The organism is Mycolicibacterium canariasense, from assembly GCF_002101555.1.
Lineage (GTDB): Bacteria > Actinomycetota > Actinomycetes > Mycobacteriales > Mycobacteriaceae > Mycobacterium > Mycobacterium canariasense.
In genome coordinates this window covers 99,590-114,432 of the sequence record NZ_LQOL01000019.1, presented here as the reverse complement: position 1 = coordinate 114,432, position 14,843 = coordinate 99,590, and the positions used below count along the sequence as shown (strand labels likewise).

General features: G+C 67.6%; 15 protein-coding genes. 11 read left to right on the top strand and 4 right to left on the bottom strand.

Annotated features, from left to right (window positions below; all coding sequences use genetic code 11):
* Nucleotides 1–43 precede the first annotated feature (43 nt).
* The 9 genes from AWB94_RS02465 (at nt 44) to AWB94_RS02425 (ending at nt 10,301) form a co-directional block, all read left to right on the top strand.
* Nucleotides 44–2,818, top strand: a complete 2,775-nt coding sequence (locus tag AWB94_RS02465) for a helix-turn-helix transcriptional regulator (RefSeq protein WP_201029599.1) — start codon at nt 44–46, stop codon at nt 2,816–2,818.
* Between the two features lie 202 nt (nt 2,819–3,020).
* Nucleotides 3,021–3,491, top strand: coding sequence for a nuclear transport factor 2 family protein (locus tag AWB94_RS02460; protein ID WP_062658862.1), 471 nt, complete (start codon nt 3,021–3,023; stop codon nt 3,489–3,491).
* A gap of 20 nt (nt 3,492–3,511) precedes the next feature.
* Entirely contained in the window at nt 3,512–4,480 is a 969-nt protein-coding gene (locus AWB94_RS02455) for an NADP-dependent oxidoreductase (protein ID WP_062658907.1), read from the top strand.
* Nucleotides 4,481–5,116 carry an HD domain-containing protein gene (locus AWB94_RS02450; protein WP_234811586.1) on the top strand — a complete coding sequence of 212 codons (636 nt, stop codon included), beginning with the start codon at nt 4,481–4,483 and terminating at the stop codon, nt 5,114–5,116. It begins immediately after the preceding gene.
* Nucleotides 5,117–5,152: 36 nt separating this feature from the next.
* On the top strand, nt 5,153–5,581 hold the full coding sequence (locus AWB94_RS02445) for a nitroreductase family deazaflavin-dependent oxidoreductase (RefSeq protein WP_062658861.1): 429 nt from the start codon (nt 5,153–5,155) through the stop codon (nt 5,579–5,581).
* A gap of 134 nt (nt 5,582–5,715) precedes the next feature.
* Complete coding sequence (locus AWB94_RS02440; protein ID WP_062658860.1) at nt 5,716–6,057, top strand: DUF485 domain-containing protein; 342 nt, start codon at nt 5,716–5,718, stop codon at nt 6,055–6,057.
* Complete coding sequence (locus AWB94_RS02435; RefSeq protein WP_062658859.1) at nt 6,054–7,685, top strand: monocarboxylic acid transporter; 1,632 nt, start codon at nt 6,054–6,056, stop codon at nt 7,683–7,685. The genes AWB94_RS02440 and AWB94_RS02435 overlap by 4 nt, the downstream gene beginning before the upstream one ends.
* 29 nt (nt 7,686–7,714) lie before the next feature.
* On the top strand, nt 7,715–8,926 hold the full coding sequence (locus tag AWB94_RS02430) for an MFS transporter (protein ID WP_062658858.1): 1,212 nt from the start codon (nt 7,715–7,717) through the stop codon (nt 8,924–8,926).
* A gap of 106 nt (nt 8,927–9,032) precedes the next feature.
* On the top strand, nt 9,033–10,301 hold the full coding sequence (locus AWB94_RS02425) for an acyltransferase family protein (RefSeq protein WP_062658857.1): 1,269 nt from the start codon (nt 9,033–9,035) through the stop codon (nt 10,299–10,301).
* Here the strand turns inward: AWB94_RS02425 and AWB94_RS34930 are convergent.
* On the bottom strand, nt 10,298–10,468 hold the full coding sequence (locus AWB94_RS34930; RefSeq protein ID WP_165605384.1) for a DUF5302 domain-containing protein: 171 nt from the start codon (nt 10,466–10,468) through the stop codon (nt 10,298–10,300). The two genes, AWB94_RS02425 and AWB94_RS34930, sit on opposite strands and share 4 nt — an antisense overlap.
* Before the next feature lie 18 nt (nt 10,469–10,486).
* A complete protein-coding gene (locus tag AWB94_RS02420; RefSeq protein ID WP_062658856.1) occupies nt 10,487–10,930 on the bottom strand; it encodes a PPOX class F420-dependent oxidoreductase in 444 nt (147 codons plus the stop codon).
* 57 nt (nt 10,931–10,987) lie between these two features.
* Here AWB94_RS02420 and AWB94_RS02415 point away from each other — a divergent pair, with 57 nt between their 5' ends.
* A complete protein-coding gene (locus tag AWB94_RS02415; RefSeq protein WP_062658855.1) occupies nt 10,988–11,503 on the top strand; it encodes a DUF1697 domain-containing protein in 516 nt (171 codons plus the stop codon).
* A 24-nt stretch (nt 11,504–11,527) separates the two neighbouring features.
* Nucleotides 11,528–12,391: a class I SAM-dependent methyltransferase gene (locus tag AWB94_RS02410; protein WP_062658854.1), complete on the top strand. Its 864-nt coding sequence runs from the start codon at nt 11,528–11,530 to the stop codon at nt 12,389–12,391.
* On the opposite strand, the gene AWB94_RS02405 is transcribed toward AWB94_RS02410, so the two are convergent.
* Together AWB94_RS02405 and AWB94_RS02400 are read right to left on the bottom strand one after the other, a co-directional pair.
* Nucleotides 12,353–13,276 (bottom strand): alpha/beta fold hydrolase, encoded by a 924-nt coding sequence (locus AWB94_RS02405; RefSeq protein WP_062658853.1) that lies wholly within the window; start codon nt 13,274–13,276, stop codon nt 12,353–12,355. The two genes, AWB94_RS02410 and AWB94_RS02405, sit on opposite strands and share 39 nt — an antisense overlap.
* Nucleotides 13,273–14,757, bottom strand: coding sequence for a flavin-containing monooxygenase (locus tag AWB94_RS02400; protein WP_062658852.1), 1,485 nt, complete (start codon nt 14,755–14,757; stop codon nt 13,273–13,275). The genes AWB94_RS02405 and AWB94_RS02400 overlap by 4 nt, the downstream gene beginning before the upstream one ends.
* Between the last annotated feature and the right edge of the window lie 86 nt (nt 14,758–14,843).

Genomic DNA, 14,843 nt, shown 5'->3' with positions numbered 1-14,843 from the left:
CTTGTGCCGCCGGAAGCACTGCGTCGCGGTATAGCGTCTCCCTGTGCAGGTCAGCGGTTATTCCGTAGACGACCGGTTGCCCAAGCTCCTGGGTCGTCGGGATGAGTGTGCGGTTCTCGATGGCATCGTCGCGGCTCTGCGCAGCGGTGAGAGCCGCGCATTGGTGATCCGCGGTGAACCCGGGATCGGCAAGACCGCGCTACTGAACCACCTGGCGAACAACGCCGGCCCCTGCCGAGTGGAGCGGACCGCCGGCATCCAGTCGGAAATGGAATTTGCTTTCGCCGGGATCCATCAACTCTGTATGCCGTTGTTGGGCCGCCTCGATGGCCTGCCCGCGCCGCAGCAGGCGGCGCTGTCAACCGCATTGGGCATGGCGCAAGGGCCGGCACCGGACCGATTTCTGGTGGGGCTCGCTGTCCTCAACTTGTTGTCCAACGCCGCCACGGACCGCCCCTTGCTCTGCCTGATCGATGACGAACAATGGCTGGACCGGGCTTCGGCGCAGATCCTTGCCTTCGTCGCCCGCCGATTGGGGTCCGAGTCGGTGGGGATGGTCTTTGCCGCCAGGGAGCCCACTCAGGCCGTGGCAGGGCTGCCAACCCTGGTGGTTCGAGGTTTGCGTGGACCCGATGCGAACGCACTGCTCGATTCCGCGCTCACGGTTCCGATGGACCCGCGGATCCGCCAGCAGATCATCGCCGAGACCCATGGCAACCCACTGGCGTTACTGGAATTGCCCCGCGGGTTGAAGCCCGACGAGTTGGCGGGCGGGTTCGGATTGCCGGGCGGAGTGCACTTACCAGCCGAGATGGAACAAACCTTCGGCTCCCGTATCCGCGCATTACCCGACGCCACCCGGCGCCTGCTGCTGTTGGCGGCAGCCGAACCGACCGGCGACTCCGCCCTGATATGGCGGGCCGCCGGCGACGTCGGGGTGGCATCCGAGGAAGCCGCTCCCGCAATCGAAGCCGGGCTGGCGTCGTTCGGTGGCCGGGTGAAATTCCGCCATCCGTTGGTGCGTTCTGCGGCATATCGGTCAGCGTCGCTATCCGAGCGACAGCAGGCCCACCGCGCTCTGGCCACGGCCACCGACCCGGGATCAGACCCTGATCGACGCGCCTGGCACCTTGCCCATGCCGTTACCGGGCCAGACGAAACCGTCGCCGCAGAACTGGAAGCCTCCGCAGGCCGCGCACAAGCCCGCGGTGGAATCAGCGCCGCGGCAGCCTTCCTGGAGCGGGCAGCCATGCTGTCGGTCGATTCCGCCAAACGCAGCGAGCGGGCACTGGCCGCGGCATCGGCCAAAGTTCAGCTGGGCGCCTTCGACAGTGCCCAGGATCTCCTGGCAATGGCAGAAGCGCAGCGCCCCAGCGATCGTCAACGAGCGCGAGGAGATCTCATCAGAGCGCAGATCGCATATATCTCCAACCATGGCCGCGACGCGCCGCCGCTGCTACTGAGCGCCGCCAAACGACTGGAATCGATTGACGTCACACTGTCCCGCGTCACCTACATGGACGCAATGTTGGCTGCCATGTTCGCTGGTCGTCTCGCCCTCAACGCCAACGTGTTCGACGTCGCCCTCGCCGCGCAGACCGCACCACGCCCAGCCGCCATCCCCGACCGACGGGATCTCTTGTTGGATTGGCTGATTCTGCATTACCGCCTGGGCTACGTAGCGGCCAGGCCCGCTCTGGGTGCCGTTCTGGCAGCGTTCGACGACGGCGTGTCGCCTGACGAAGAACTCATCTGCGCGCTACTCGCGTCGTCGGCAGCCCACTTGGCCTGGGACGACGACCGTTTCGACCAGGCGACGAGGCGCCACGTCGACATTGCCCGCGGTCGAGGCGCGATCGGTGACATGCCGGTCGCGCTGAGTTCCCGCGCAACAGCCTTGTTGTTCTTCGGTGACCTCGCCGGTGCCGCGGCGGTGGTCGATGAGCTCGAAGCCGCACAGGAGGCGACAGGCAGCCGCCTTGCTCCGTACGCAGCGTTGGGCCTGGCCGCCCTGCGCGGCGAACAAGCAGATGCAATGGCACTCATCGAGGCCACGGTGGCCGAAGTGACGGCTCGGGGCGAAGGCAACGGTCTCACGGTGGCCTGGTGGGCTGAAGCGGTCCTGCACAACGGTTCCGGAGATTACCGCCGGGCTCTGGGCGCTGCCGAGCTGGCAGCGCAGTTCCCGCCCGAGTTGGCATCGGCGAATTGGGCGCTGCCCGAACTGGTCGAGGCGGCGGCGCGCAGCGGCGAGGCCGAGAAGGCAGCGGATGCGCTCACCCGATTGGAAGAGCTGACCGCCGCCAGCGGTACCGATTGGGCATTGGGACTCGGCGCGCGGTCATCGGCACTGCTGCAGCACGGAGCGGACGCCGAGCGCCTCTACCTAGAGTCGATCGAACGGTTCAGTCGGACACGCGTTCGCGGGGATCTGGCCCGCGCGCACCTGCTCTACGGAGAGTGGTTGCGGCGCGAACGGCGACGCGCGGATGCCCGAGAGCAACTGCGCATTGCTCACACGATGTTCGTTTCGATGACGATGAACGCATTCGCGGAGCGGACCCAGCGTGAGTTGAGGGCGGTGGGTGACACGGCGATGCGCGAACGAACTCCGTTCGATGCCGACCGGGGCCTCACCGCACAGGAGTCACAGGTCGCGCGGCTTGCTCGCGATGGGTTGTCCAACGCCGAGATCGGAGCCCGGCTGTTCATCAGCGCCCGCACGGTGCAGTACCACCTCAGCAAGGTCTTCGCCAAGCTCGATGTCAGCTCCCGCAGTCAGCTGGACCGCGCACTGCCGCCCGGGGACGGGACATGACGGGCGGAGCGGTTCACGACGCGCACCCAGATGACGGCGGGACTGGTCGCGGGGCGGGCCGGACACACCAACACTGTCGGGGTGGACTGTCCGATGGCAGATTCGCCCCCGTCGCCTGGCGACGACACTGGGTGAGGTTGTCCCCTACGTCGTTCGACGGCGACGGATGACGTGTCCACACCTTCGATGCCTGGAGATCAGCATGACGGTATCCGCACTGGTGCCTCCTTTCACCGACGAGTCCGCGATCGCGAAAGTACGAGCCGGCGAGAACCTCTGGAACACGCGCGATCCGCAGCGCGTCGCCCTGGGCTATACGCAGGACAGCTGGTGGCGGAACCGGTCCACCTTCCTTCGGGGCAGAGATCAGATCATCGAGTTCCTCTCCGGCAAATGGGCCTCCGAACACGACTACCGGCTGGTCAAAGAACTGTGGGCACATGGTGAGAACCGTATTGCCGTTCGATTCGCCTACGAATATCACGACGACACCGGTCAGTGGTTCCGTGCTTACGGCAACGAGAACTGGGAGTTCGCTCCGGACGGCTTGATGAAGATCAGGCACGCCAGCATCAACGACGTCCGCATCACCGATTCCGCCCGCCTCTTCCACTGGGACAGTGCGGAGCCGCGGCCCGCCGACCATCCCGGCCTCACCGAACTCGGGTTGTGATGAAGCCGCACCCCCGGCTGATGAAAGCCGTCGGTCTCACCGAGTACGGCGGACCGGAAGTCCTCAAGCTGGTCGAAGTGCCGATGCCGGCCACCGGAGCACGGCAGATCCGCGTTCGAGTGCATGCCGCCACGGTCAACCCGGGCGACACCTTGTTGCGCGCCGGAGACCTCGACGAACAGTTGCGCTCCGGCCCGTTGCGTCCTCCGTTCATCCCCGGTATGGAAGCCGCCGGTGTCGTCGACGAGATCGGCGCCGACGCGCAGACCGATCTGCACGTCGGTGACCGCGTGATGGTGATTGTCATGCCGATCGACGCGACCGGCGGCGCGTACGCCGAATACTTGGTGGTGGGCCCGGATCAAGTCACGCTCGCTCCGGCGGGCAGCACTCATACGGCTGCGGCGACATTGCCGATGAACGGCCTGACTGCACGCCTCGCCCTCGACATGCTGAACTTGCATCCCGGCCAAACGATCGCCGTCACGGGCGCGGCCGGGGCGGTGGGCGGGTACACCATCCAGCTGGCCAAGGCCGATGGGCTGCGCGTGATCGCCGACGCCGCGCCCGCCGACGAGACGCTGGTCGCGGACTTGGGCGCCGACCAGATCGTTGCCCGCGGCCCCGGGGTCGGGGAGCGCATCCGCCAGTGGTGGCCCGGCGGGGTCGACGCCGTCGTCGACGGTTCGTTGCAAGGGATTGACGTTGTGCCCGCACTGCGCGACGGCGGGCAGCTTGCCACGGTCCGCGGCTGGGAACTGCGCGACGGCCCAGACCCACGTGCAGACCGGGCTATCACCGTCCGAGAGGTCTTCGTCCCGGAATACACCCACGCCCACGCCAAACTCGACGAGCTCCGCGTGCTGGCCGAGAAAGGGCTGCTGACTCTGCGGGTGGGGCGAACCTATCCGGCTGCCGAGGCTGCCGCAGCCCATCGGGCCATTCAATCCGGCGGCATCCGCGGCCGGATCGTGCTGACCTTCGACTAGATGAGTGCCACCGTGGATTTGATGAAGACGATGGGGATCGACACTGACGGAGCCGGTAGCGGCATCATGTCTGCCGCGGCCGCACACGTTCGGGAAGTCGTGCATCCGCAGATCTACCACCACAGCGTCCGGACGTTCGTGCTCGGACGGCAGGCGGCACTGCGCGATGGAGTGCCGAATCTAGACACCGAGTCACTCTGCCTCGCAGCGCTTTTCCATGACGCGGGAACGGCGGATCGGTATGACGGCCCGGCGCGGTTCGAGGTGGAGGGTGCCGATGCCGCCGCCGCGTTCCTGAGCCGGCACGGCTGGAACGCGGCGAAGATCGACACCGTCTGGGAAGCGATAGCCCTGCACACCACACCAGGAATCCCCCAGCGCCGGGGCCCCATAGCGCACTACCTACGCCGCGGGGTGGAGATCGAGTTCGGCCCAGCGCCGTTACGCGTCGCGTTTGCCTCAGCCATTGCCGAGGCCGAGAAGCGGTTTCCCCGCAACCGCCTAGAAGAGATCCTGCAGACCTTGGTGATCGACCAGGCTCTGCGGCAACCGGACAAAGCCCAGGCACCGTCCTGGGCGGCAGATCTTGTCCGACAGCACCGAGCGGGACGTCCCGGAATCAATCCGGGGTTCTGACAGTTCGTCAAGAAGGCGACGACAGGGAGGAACACCATGACAGAAACGTTCGATTTCGATGCGATGAACCGCGAGGTGATCGGCGAGTTCCGGGCCAACGGCGGCACCGCGGGCGGCATGTTCGAAGGCAAGCCGTTGGTGCTGGTGCACCACTTCGGCGCGAAATCCGGCACGGAACGCATCGCTCCGCTGGTTCCCCTGGTCGACGGCGACCGCATCTACATCTTCGCCAGCAAGGGCGGCGCCGACACCAACCCGGACTGGTTCCACAACCTCGTCGCGCATCCCGACGTCACCGTCGAGTGGAAGACCGAGACCTTCCCGGTGACCGCTCGGGTGCTCGAAGGCGCCGAGCGCGACAGCATCTACGACAAGCAAGTCGCGGTCGAACCGCAGTTCGGCGACTACCAGCGCAAGACCGCGCGGGTGATTCCGGTGGTCGAACTGGTCCGGCGCCCGGCGTAGCCCGCCGCTCACCGCCACCCACCGACCGTTCGGCGCACCGGCCAGAAGCTTCGGCGCCGACCATACCCGTGTGACTCACATCTCATTTATGTTCGACTCCAAGCTGGTTCACAGTCGACCTCGAGGAGTCACCGGTGCCCACAACAGACAGTCCGCCCGCCCCCACGGGCGCCGAGTTCCTGCACGTGCAGGACAGCCCCGAGTTCCAGGAGCTGCGCAGCAAGCTGCGGCGCTTCGTGTTCCCGATGACGGCGTTCTTCCTCATCTGGTACGGGCTGTACGTGGTGCTCGGTGCCTTCGCCCACGACTTCATGGCCACCAAGGTGTTCGGCAATGTCAATGTCGGGCTGCTGCTCGGTCTGGGGCAGTTCGTCACCACCTTCCTCATCACCGGCATCTACGTGCGGTTCGCCAACCGTGAGCTGGATCCGCGGGCCGCGGCCATCCGGTCCGAGATGGAAGGCCCGGCGAAGTGACCACCCTCGTCGCCGCGGCCGAGTCGGTGGGCAACCCGGTCGCCAACATCGCCATCTTCGGTCTGTTCGTCGCCGTCACCATGTACGTGGTGATCCGCGCCAGCGGTAACAACAAGTCCGCCGACCAGTTCTTCACCGGCGGCCGTGCTTTCTCCGGACCACAGAACGGCATCGCCATCGCCGGTGACTATCTGTCGGCGGCCAGTTTCCTGGGCATCGCCGGGGCCATCGCGGTATACGGCTACGACGGGTTCCTGTACTCGATCGGCTTCCTGGTGGCCTGGCTGGTGGCCCTGCTGCTGGTGGCCGAACTGCTGCGCAACACCGGCCGGTTCACCATGGCCGACGTGCTGAGCTTCCGGCTCAAGCAACGGCCGGTCCGGCTGGCGGCCGCCACCACGACGTTGACGGTGTCGCTGTTCTACCTGCTGGCCCAGATGGCCGGCGCCGGCGGCCTGGTCGCCCTGCTGCTCAACGTGCACAGCAAGGCGGGCCAGTCGCTGGTGATCGCCGTCGTCGGCATCCTGATGATCGTCTACGTCCTGGTCGGTGGCATGAAGGGCACCACCTGGGTGCAGATCATCAAGGCCGTCCTGCTGATCACCGGTGCCGGCCTGATGACCGTCATGGTGCTGGCCAAGTTCGGGCTGAACTTCTCCGACATCCTCGGCGCCGCCCAGTCGGCCGTCTCCGACGCCACCACCACGGGCGTGGCCGGCCGCGACGTGCTGGCTCCCGGCGCTCAATACGGCGGGTCGACGGAATCGAAGATCAACTTCCTGTCGCTGGGGCTGGCGCTGGTGCTGGGTACCGCGGGGCTGCCGCACGTGCTGATGCGCTTTTACACCGTGCCCACGGCCAAGGAGGCCCGTCGCTCGGTGGTGTGGGCGATCGCCCTCATCGGCGCCTTCTACCTGTTCACCCTGGTGCTGGGCTACGGCGCCGCCGCGATCGTCGGACCGGACCGCATCCTGTCGGCGGCCGGCGGGCAGAACTCGGCGGCCCCACTGCTGGCCCTGGAACTGGGTGGCGTGGTGCTGCTCGGCATCATCTCGGCGGTGGCGTTCGCCACCATCCTGGCGGTGGTGGCCGGCCTGACCATCACGGCGTCGGCGTCCTTCGCGCATGACGTCTATGCCAGTGTCCTCAAGGGCCACAAGGTCACCGAGGAGGAGCAGGTCAGGGTCTCCCGGATCACCGCGGTGGTGCTCGGCCTGGTGGCCATCGGCTTGGGCATCCTGGCCAACGGGCAGAACATCGCCTTCTTGGTGGCACTGGCCTTCGCGGTGGCCGCCGCGGCCAACCTGCCCACCATCGTGTACTCGCTGTACTGGCGCCGGTTCAACACCCGCGGCGCGCTGTGGAGCATGTACGGCGGGCTGATCTCGACCATCGTGCTGATCGTCTTCTCCCCCGCCGTCTCGGGCTCGAAGACCGCGATGATCCCCGGTGCCGACTTCGCGTGGTTCCCGCTGGCCAATCCCGGCATCGTGTCCATCCCGCTGGCCTTCCTACTCGGCATCGTCGGCACCCTGACATCGAAGGACAGGGGCAATCCGGAAATCGACGCCGAGATGGAGGTGCGTTCGCTCACCGGTGTCGGCGCGGAGAAGGCCATCGTGCATTAGCGAGTATCACAACGGGTACCGGATTACCCATGGCGGCGGCGGCGTTGTTCACGCGAGTGAGCACCCGCCGCCGTCTGGCCTTTCCGCTGCTGGCCTTCGCGTTCGCCGCCGTCATGCTCGGCACCACGTTGCCGACGCCGATGTACGCGCTCTATGCGGCGCAGATGCATTTCGCGGTGCTCACCACCACGATCGTCTATGCCGCCTACGCCATCGGTGTGCTCGGCGCCCTCCTCGTGGTCGGCGGCTGGTCCGACGCGATCGGGCGGCGCCCGGTACTGCTCGGCGGTCTGGCGTTCGCGCTGGCCAGCGCCGTTGTCTTCCTCTTCTCCGACAGCGTGCCCGTGCTCTTGGTGGGACGCCTGCTGTCCGGCCTGTCGGCGGGTATCTTCACCGGAACTGCGACCGCCGCCGTGGTGGAAGCGCTGCCCGCCGCGGAGCGTGAGCGCGGCGCCATGGTCGCGACGGTCGCCAACATCGGCGGCCTGGGGAGCGGGCCCATCCTGGCCGGACTGCTGGTGCAGTACGTCCCCCACCCGCTGGTGGTGCCGTTCGTGGTGCACATCGCGCTCGTGGTACTGGCGATCGCAGCGGTCCTGATCGTCCCGGAGACCTCCGACCGCACCGGCCGGATCGGCTTCCAGCGGTTGTCTATCCCCGCCGAGGCACGGGCCGTGTTCCTGACCGCCGCCACCGCTGCGTTCGCCGGCTTCGCCGTGACGGGCTTGTTCACCTCGGTGGCGCCGTCGTTCGTGGCCAATGTCGCGGGCATCGGGAACCATGCCGTCGGCGGCGCGATTGCGGCGTCGATCTTCGTCGCCTCGGCAGTAGCACAGCTGCTGGGCCGGCGGATCACCCCGGCGCGCGCAGTCGCGGCAGGGTGCGCCATCCTGGTGCTGGGCATGGCGATTCTGGTTGTGGCGCTGCGGCTTTCGTCGCTGGTCGGCATCCTGGTGGCGGCGTTGATTGCCGGCACCGGGCAGGGCATCAGCTTCAGCCGGGGCCTGGCCGCCATCGTCGAGCAGGTTCCAACCGAGCGCCGCGCCGAGGTCAGCTCGACCTACTTCGTGGTGGCGTACGTGGCCATCTCGCTGCCCGTGGTGGGCGCCGGCCTGGCCGCGCACGCCTGGGGGTTGCGCACCGCCGGCGAGGTGTTCGCGACGGCGGTCGGGGTGCTGGCCGTGCTGTGCCTGGCGGCCATCCTGGTGCAGGAACGCCGCGATACCCCCGCCGGCGTGTGATTTGTGGAGCCGCAGCCGGACTGAGTCCGGCTGCGGCTCCACAAGTCGCCGGGGTTTGAGTGGTTCTACTCAGGCGGTACGGGTGTGCCCGGCTTAGCGTCGAGCCATGCCCGTGACCGCGTTTCCCTCCGTCGCCGAGGTCGCCAGCGCCACCCCGCCCGACCGCGATCGCGCCCTCGACGTCATCCGCATCGTGTCCCTGCTCGGCGTGATCGCCGGACACACCGTGATGGCCACCAGCATCATCACCGACGAGGTGTTCCATTGGGACAACCTGCTCACCACCTCGGCCGTCTTCCAGGCTCTGACCTGGGTGTTCCAGATCATGCCGCTGTTTTTCTTCGCCGGCGTCGCCGGGTCTGTCCAGACCTATCACGGCGATTGGGGCGGCTGGCTGTTGAAGCGCTGCACCCGGTTGTACCGGCCGGTCTTCTACTACCTGGCGTTCTGGGCGGTCGCGCTGATGGTGCTGCACCGCACGGTGCCGGTGCACGTCTACGAGCCGATCGCCGGTATCTCGACCCAATTGTTGTGGTTCTTGGGCGCGTATGTCCTTGTGCTCGCGGCCGTTCCGCTGCTGACCCGGATCACCACCACGGCCCGGCTCGCCGGCGCGGTGGCGCTCGGCTACGGGTTCGTCGCGGTGGTCGACGCGGTGCGCCTCGACGACCCGGGGCTGGGTTGGCTGGGGTATGCGAACCTGACGGCGTGGCTGCTGCCGGGCCTGTTCGGAGTGGCCTACCGGCGGGGCCTGCTAGGTCCGTCCGCAGCCGCGGTGCTGGGTGTGACGATGCTGGCCGCCAATATGGCCCTGCTGCGGTTCGGGCCGTACGAGCTGAGCCTGGTCGGCATCGATGGGCAACACCTGAAGAACATGGCGCCGCCGTCGCTGCTGATGGCGGGACACGCAATCATGATGTGCGCCTTGGCGATCGCCGCGGCGCCCGCGATCACTCGGTGGGCCCGCCGGCCCCGGGTGTGGTGGCTGACCGCGATCGGCAACAGCGGGGCGATGACCCTGTACCTGTGGCATATGCCCGCGCTGCTCGGCATGCATCTGCTGTTCGACCAACTCGGGCTGCCGCGCTATCCCGGGCAACCGCATTTCGTCGCGCTGAGCATCGCCCAGTTGGTGATCATGGCCGCCGTGGTCGCCGTCCTGTTCGTCGCGCTGCGCCCGCTGGAGAACAATCCACTGCCCTACTGGGACGGCGGCACCGTCACCGCGGCGCGCAGCGCCACGGTGGGGACGTTGCTCTGCGTCGCCGGTGCCGCCACCCTGGCCTCGGTCGGCTGGGGACTGAAGGGCCCCGGCGTGCTGTGCGTGGCGGTGCTGCTCACCGCGCTGGCGGCGGCGCGCAGCCTCGCACGCTAACCGCTCTTGCGGCGGAACTCCCGACGGTTCTCCGCCGCGCCATGGGCGCGGGCCTGCTTGCGGCCGCCGTCGGTGCGCGCCGCACCCGCCGACGATTGCGCCTTCTTGCGTTCCAACGCCTCCCGGAACTTGCGCTTGGTGTCGTCTTCTTCCGGTTTCTCGGCCATGTGGCCAGCCTAAACGACTCAGCGCAGACCGGGCGGCATCCCGTACAGATGGGAGATCGGGATGGTGAGCAGCACCCGGCGATCCTCGACCATCGCCCGGCGATAGTCGTCCCAATCCGGGTGCTCACCGGCAATGTTGCGGTACAAGGCAATCAGCGCCTCGACGGTGTCGTCGTGCGGATCGGCGGCCGGCGGCGTCAGGATGGCATCGCCCTCGGCGACCGCATAGGACCAACCATCGTCGGAGCTGACGAGCAGCGACGCCCGCGGGTCGCGGCGCAGGTTTCGTGTCTTGGCCCGCGGCTCGGTGATCGACACCTGGATGGCGACCGCGCGCGGATCGAAGTGATACGACACGTTGGACAGCTGTGGTCGGCCGTCGGATTTGATCGTGGCGAGCACCCCCAGCGAGTTCCCGCTGATCAGCGCCAACAGCTTGTCATCGAAAACCAAACGGCCCATGCGACGAGGGTACGTCGATACCATCGAGACGATGGCCGCTCTGCCCAGGATTGTCCCGTGACGCGCTATGCCGCCTTCCTGCGCGGGGTCAACGTCGGCGGGGTGAACCTGAAGATGGCCGAGGTTGCCTCGGTGCTCACCGACGCCGGCTTCGGCAATGTCAAGACGGTGCTGGCGAGTGGAAATGTGTTGCTGGACAGCAACTCCAGGGTAGAAACGGTGCGCAGCACGGCGGAGACCGCATTACGGAAGGCGTTCGGATACGACGCCTGGGTACTGGCCTACGACTTGGACACACTGCGTGACATCAGCGCCAACTACCCGTTCGAACGCGAGGTGGCCGAGCACCACTCCTACGTCACCTTCGTCAGCGACGACGCGGTGCTCGACGAGCTCGCCGCGTTGGCGGCCGATGCCGGCGAAACGGCCGCACGAGGCGAGGGAGTCCTGTACTGGCAGGTGGCCCGTTCGGCGACGCTGGACTCCGCTATCGGCAAGACCATGGGCAAGAAGCGCTACAAGTCGTCGACCACCACCCGCAACCTGCGCACGCTGGACAAAGTGCTGCGCTGACCGGGCCTGGGTAGATTCGGCTGCGTGACTTCGGAGAAGATCGACGGCTCGGCGCTGACCGGGGTTTCCGAGACGGCGCTGTTGACGTTGCAAGTCCGCGCCAACGAGGCCCGCAGGCCCGATGCGATCCTCGACGATCCGGTGGCGATCGACCTCGTCGACGCCATCGACTTCGACTTCGCCAAGTTCGGGCCGTCCCGGCGCCAGGACATGGCGCTGCGCGCGCTCACCTTCGACGCCGCCACCCGCGACTATCTTCGCGAACATCCCGCCGCCACCGTCGTCGCCCTCGCCGAAGGGCTGCAGACCAGTTTCTACCGCATCGACGCCTCCGACGTCGGCCACCGATTCCGTTGGCTCACCGTCGATCTGCCGCCGATCGTGGCACTGCGCGAGAGGCTGCTGCCGCCGTCGGACCGGGTCCGGGTGTGCGCACAATCAGCTCTGGACTACAGCTGGATGGATCAGGTCGGAGCCGCTCCGGCGGCGACATCGAGCTCAGACCCCGACGACGGTGTGTTCATCACCGCGGAGGGTCTGTTGATGTACCTGCAACCCGACGAGGCGCTCGGCTTGATCACCGCCTGCGCGCAGCGCTTCCCCGGTGGGCGGATGATGTTCGACCTGCCGCCGCACTGGTTCGCCTGGGGGTCCCGCAACGGCCTGCTGCGGCCGTCGTGGCGCTACCGGGTTCCGCCGATGCCGTTCAGCCTGTCGGTCGCCCAGGCCGCGGCGTTGGCCGACACCGTGCCCGGTGTCCGCGCCGTGCACGATGTCCCGCTGCAGCCGGGGCGCGGCCGGGTGGTGAACACCTTGATCTGGGCCGCGCACCGGCTTCCGGTGCTGGACTCACTGCGCGGGGTGACCACCCTGCTGGAGTTCGGCTGACTCGGCCCGGGCCGCGTTCTGGCTGATCACCGCCACCAGGCGGCCGATCAACCCGGGAGCCAGGTCATGGCCCATGCCCGGGATCGTGAGATGGCGGGCTGCCGGGATCGCGGCCGCGGTGGCGGCGCCACCGCTGGGATGCACGATCCGGTCCCGGTCGCCGTGCACGACCTGTGTCGGCGCGGTGATCCGGGCCAGCTCGGCGGTGCGGTCTCCGGATTTGAAGATCGCGTTGATCTGGCGCGCCACCCCGGCGCCGGCACAGGGGCCCGGTCCCCGGTCCCACGCCCCGCCGGCGTAGTCGGCCGCCGCCTCGACATCCAACGGAAAGCCCGTCCCGGCAAGATGTTTCATCATCGTGATATGCCGGTCGATGAACGTCTGCTTGGTCCGCGGCGCTCGCCTGGCCAGCAATGCCAGCGTCGAGAAGGCGGGCTGCCCGACATCCGGCGCTCCGGTCGTCGAGAAGATGGAGGTCAGGGTCAGCACCCGGTCGGGGTACCGGGCGGCGACCGTTTGGGCGATCATCCCGCCCATCGACATCCCCACCAGGTGCACCCGGTCGATGTCGAGGTGGTCGAGCAGGGCCACGACGTCGCCGGCCATGTCGCCCAGGTCGTACCCGTCGGCACGCGGGCGGCGGGTGAGCTGACGCAGCCTCCCCGGCGGCGCGGTGGTGGCCCAGGTCGACTGCCCGACGTCGCGGTTGTCCAGCCTGATCACGCGGAAGCCCAGCCCGGTCAGGCCGTCGACCATCTCCGCCGGCCAGGAGGTGAGATCCAGCGTGAGGCCGGCGATGAGCACCAGTGGCTGTCCCGTCGGACCGCCGTCGACCCGGTAGCAGACCCGGTTCCCACCCGGCAGCAGGCAGTACCGATCGGTCATCGAGCGACGACCGGTTCTGCCGCGGTGACGCTCGTGCTGAACCGCAGGTGCGGGTCGGTCACCGGGCCGTTGCGTAGTGTCTCGGCGTCGGCGGTGTAGTTCATCGTCATCTGCCACGGGCCGCTCGCCCCCTGGCGGGGCAGTTCGGCGGCGCTGCGGCTGACATAGCCGGCACCGAAGTCGATCAGCGGCAGCGTTTTCATGGCCGGGTCCGCGAATTCCGGGCGGACGGCGTCGAAACCGTTGGCGTCCATGTATGACAGCAACCGGCAGAAGTGCTCGCACAGCAGCCCGACCTTGAGCGTCCACGACGAGTTGGTGTAGCCGAACGCGAAGGCGAAGTTGGGCACGCCGGAGAGCATGATGCCTTTGTAGGCAACGGTTTCCGCCGGATTTACCGGCACGCCGTCCACGGTGAGCCGCACCCCGCCGAACAGCTGGACCTGCAAACCCGTTGCTGTGACGATGATGTCGGCCTCCAGCTCACGACCGGACTCCAGCGCGATGCCGTTCTCGGTGAAGGTGGCGATCCGGTCGGTGACCACCGAGGCGCTGCCGTCGCCGAGCGCCTTGAACAGGTCGCCGTCGGGTACCGCGCACAGCCGCTGATCCCACGGGTTGTAGCTCGGGTTGAAATGCTCGTCGACCGGATACCCGGCGGGCAACTGTTTGGTGTTGATGTACCGGATCAGCTTGCGGGCGGCCCGCGGGTACTTCTGGCAGAAGACGTAGACCGAACGCTGTTTGAGGATGTTCTTGCGCCGGGTGAGGGCGTAGCCGCGTTTGTCGCCCAACAGTTTCTTGGCGACGTTGGCGAAGCCGTCCTTGGCCGGGACCGGCATCACGTAGGTGGGTGAGCGCTGCAGCATGGTGACGTGTCCGGCGGTCGGGGCCATCGCGGGGATCAGCGTCACCGCGGTGGCGCCGCTACCGATCACGACGACCTTCTTGCCGGTGTAGTCCAGATCGTGCGGCCAGTGCTGCGGGTGCACCACCTGGCCGGTGAACCGCTCCCGGCCGGGGAACTCGGGGGTGTAGCCCTGGTCGTAGCGGTAGTAGCCGCCGGCACAGAACAGCCAATTGGCCGAGATCTGGATCAGCTCGCCGTCGCGCTCGATATCGACCACCCAGCGCGAGTCCGCGCTCTGCCATGCCGCGGCGATCACCTTGTGGTGGAACCGGATCCGGCGGTCGATCCCGTTCTCGGCCACCGTCTCGCGCAGATAGTCCAGGATCTTGTCGGCGGTGGCGATGGCATGCTCGTCGCGCCACGGTTTGAACTCGTAGCCGAAGGTGTGCAGGTCGGAGTCCGACCGGATGCCCGGATAGCGGAACAGGTCCCACGTGCCGCCGGTGGCGCCGCGCGCCTCGATGATGGCGTAGCTGCGGCCGGGGTGCTCCCGCTGCAGATAGTAGGCGGCGCCGATACCCGAGATGCCGGCGCCGACGATCAGCACGTCGAGGTGTTCGGTGTGAGTCATGTCTCTATGGTCCCCGAGCGTACCGGGCAGACCTAGGCCAAAATGCTCCATACTCGCATTCCTAGTGTGCAGTCTGCACCACATCA

Bases quoted from the DNA above. Each gene is read 5' to 3' on its own strand.
- AWB94_RS02420 (WP_062658856.1), bottom strand. From the start codon at position 10,930: ATGGGCCGTTTGGTTTTCGATGACAAGCTGTTGGCGCTGATCAGCGGG.
- AWB94_RS02455 (WP_062658907.1), top strand. From the start codon at position 3,512: ATGAAAGCCGTCGGTCTCACCGAGTACGGCGGACCGGAAGTCCTCAAG.
- AWB94_RS02445 (WP_062658861.1), top strand. From the start codon at position 5,153: ATGACAGAAACGTTCGATTTCGATGCGATGAACCGCGAGGTGATCGGC.
- AWB94_RS02430 (WP_062658858.1), top strand. From the start codon at position 7,715: ATGGCGGCGGCGGCGTTGTTCACGCGAGTGAGCACCCGCCGCCGTCTG.
- AWB94_RS02460 (WP_062658862.1), top strand. From the start codon at position 3,021: ATGACGGTATCCGCACTGGTGCCTCCTTTCACCGACGAGTCCGCGATC.
- AWB94_RS02425 (WP_062658857.1), top strand. From the start codon at position 9,033: ATGCCCGTGACCGCGTTTCCCTCCGTCGCCGAGGTCGCCAGCGCCACC.
- AWB94_RS34930 (WP_165605384.1), bottom strand. From the start codon at position 10,468: ATGGCCGAGAAACCGGAAGAAGACGACACCAAGCGCAAGTTCCGGGAG.
- AWB94_RS02400 (WP_062658852.1), bottom strand. From the start codon at position 14,757: ATGACTCACACCGAACACCTCGACGTGCTGATCGTCGGCGCCGGCATC.
- AWB94_RS02405 (WP_062658853.1), bottom strand. From the start codon at position 13,276: ATGACCGATCGGTACTGCCTGCTGCCGGGTGGGAACCGGGTCTGCTAC.
- AWB94_RS02450 (WP_234811586.1), top strand. From the start codon at position 4,481: ATGAGTGCCACCGTGGATTTGATGAAGACGATGGGGATCGACACTGAC.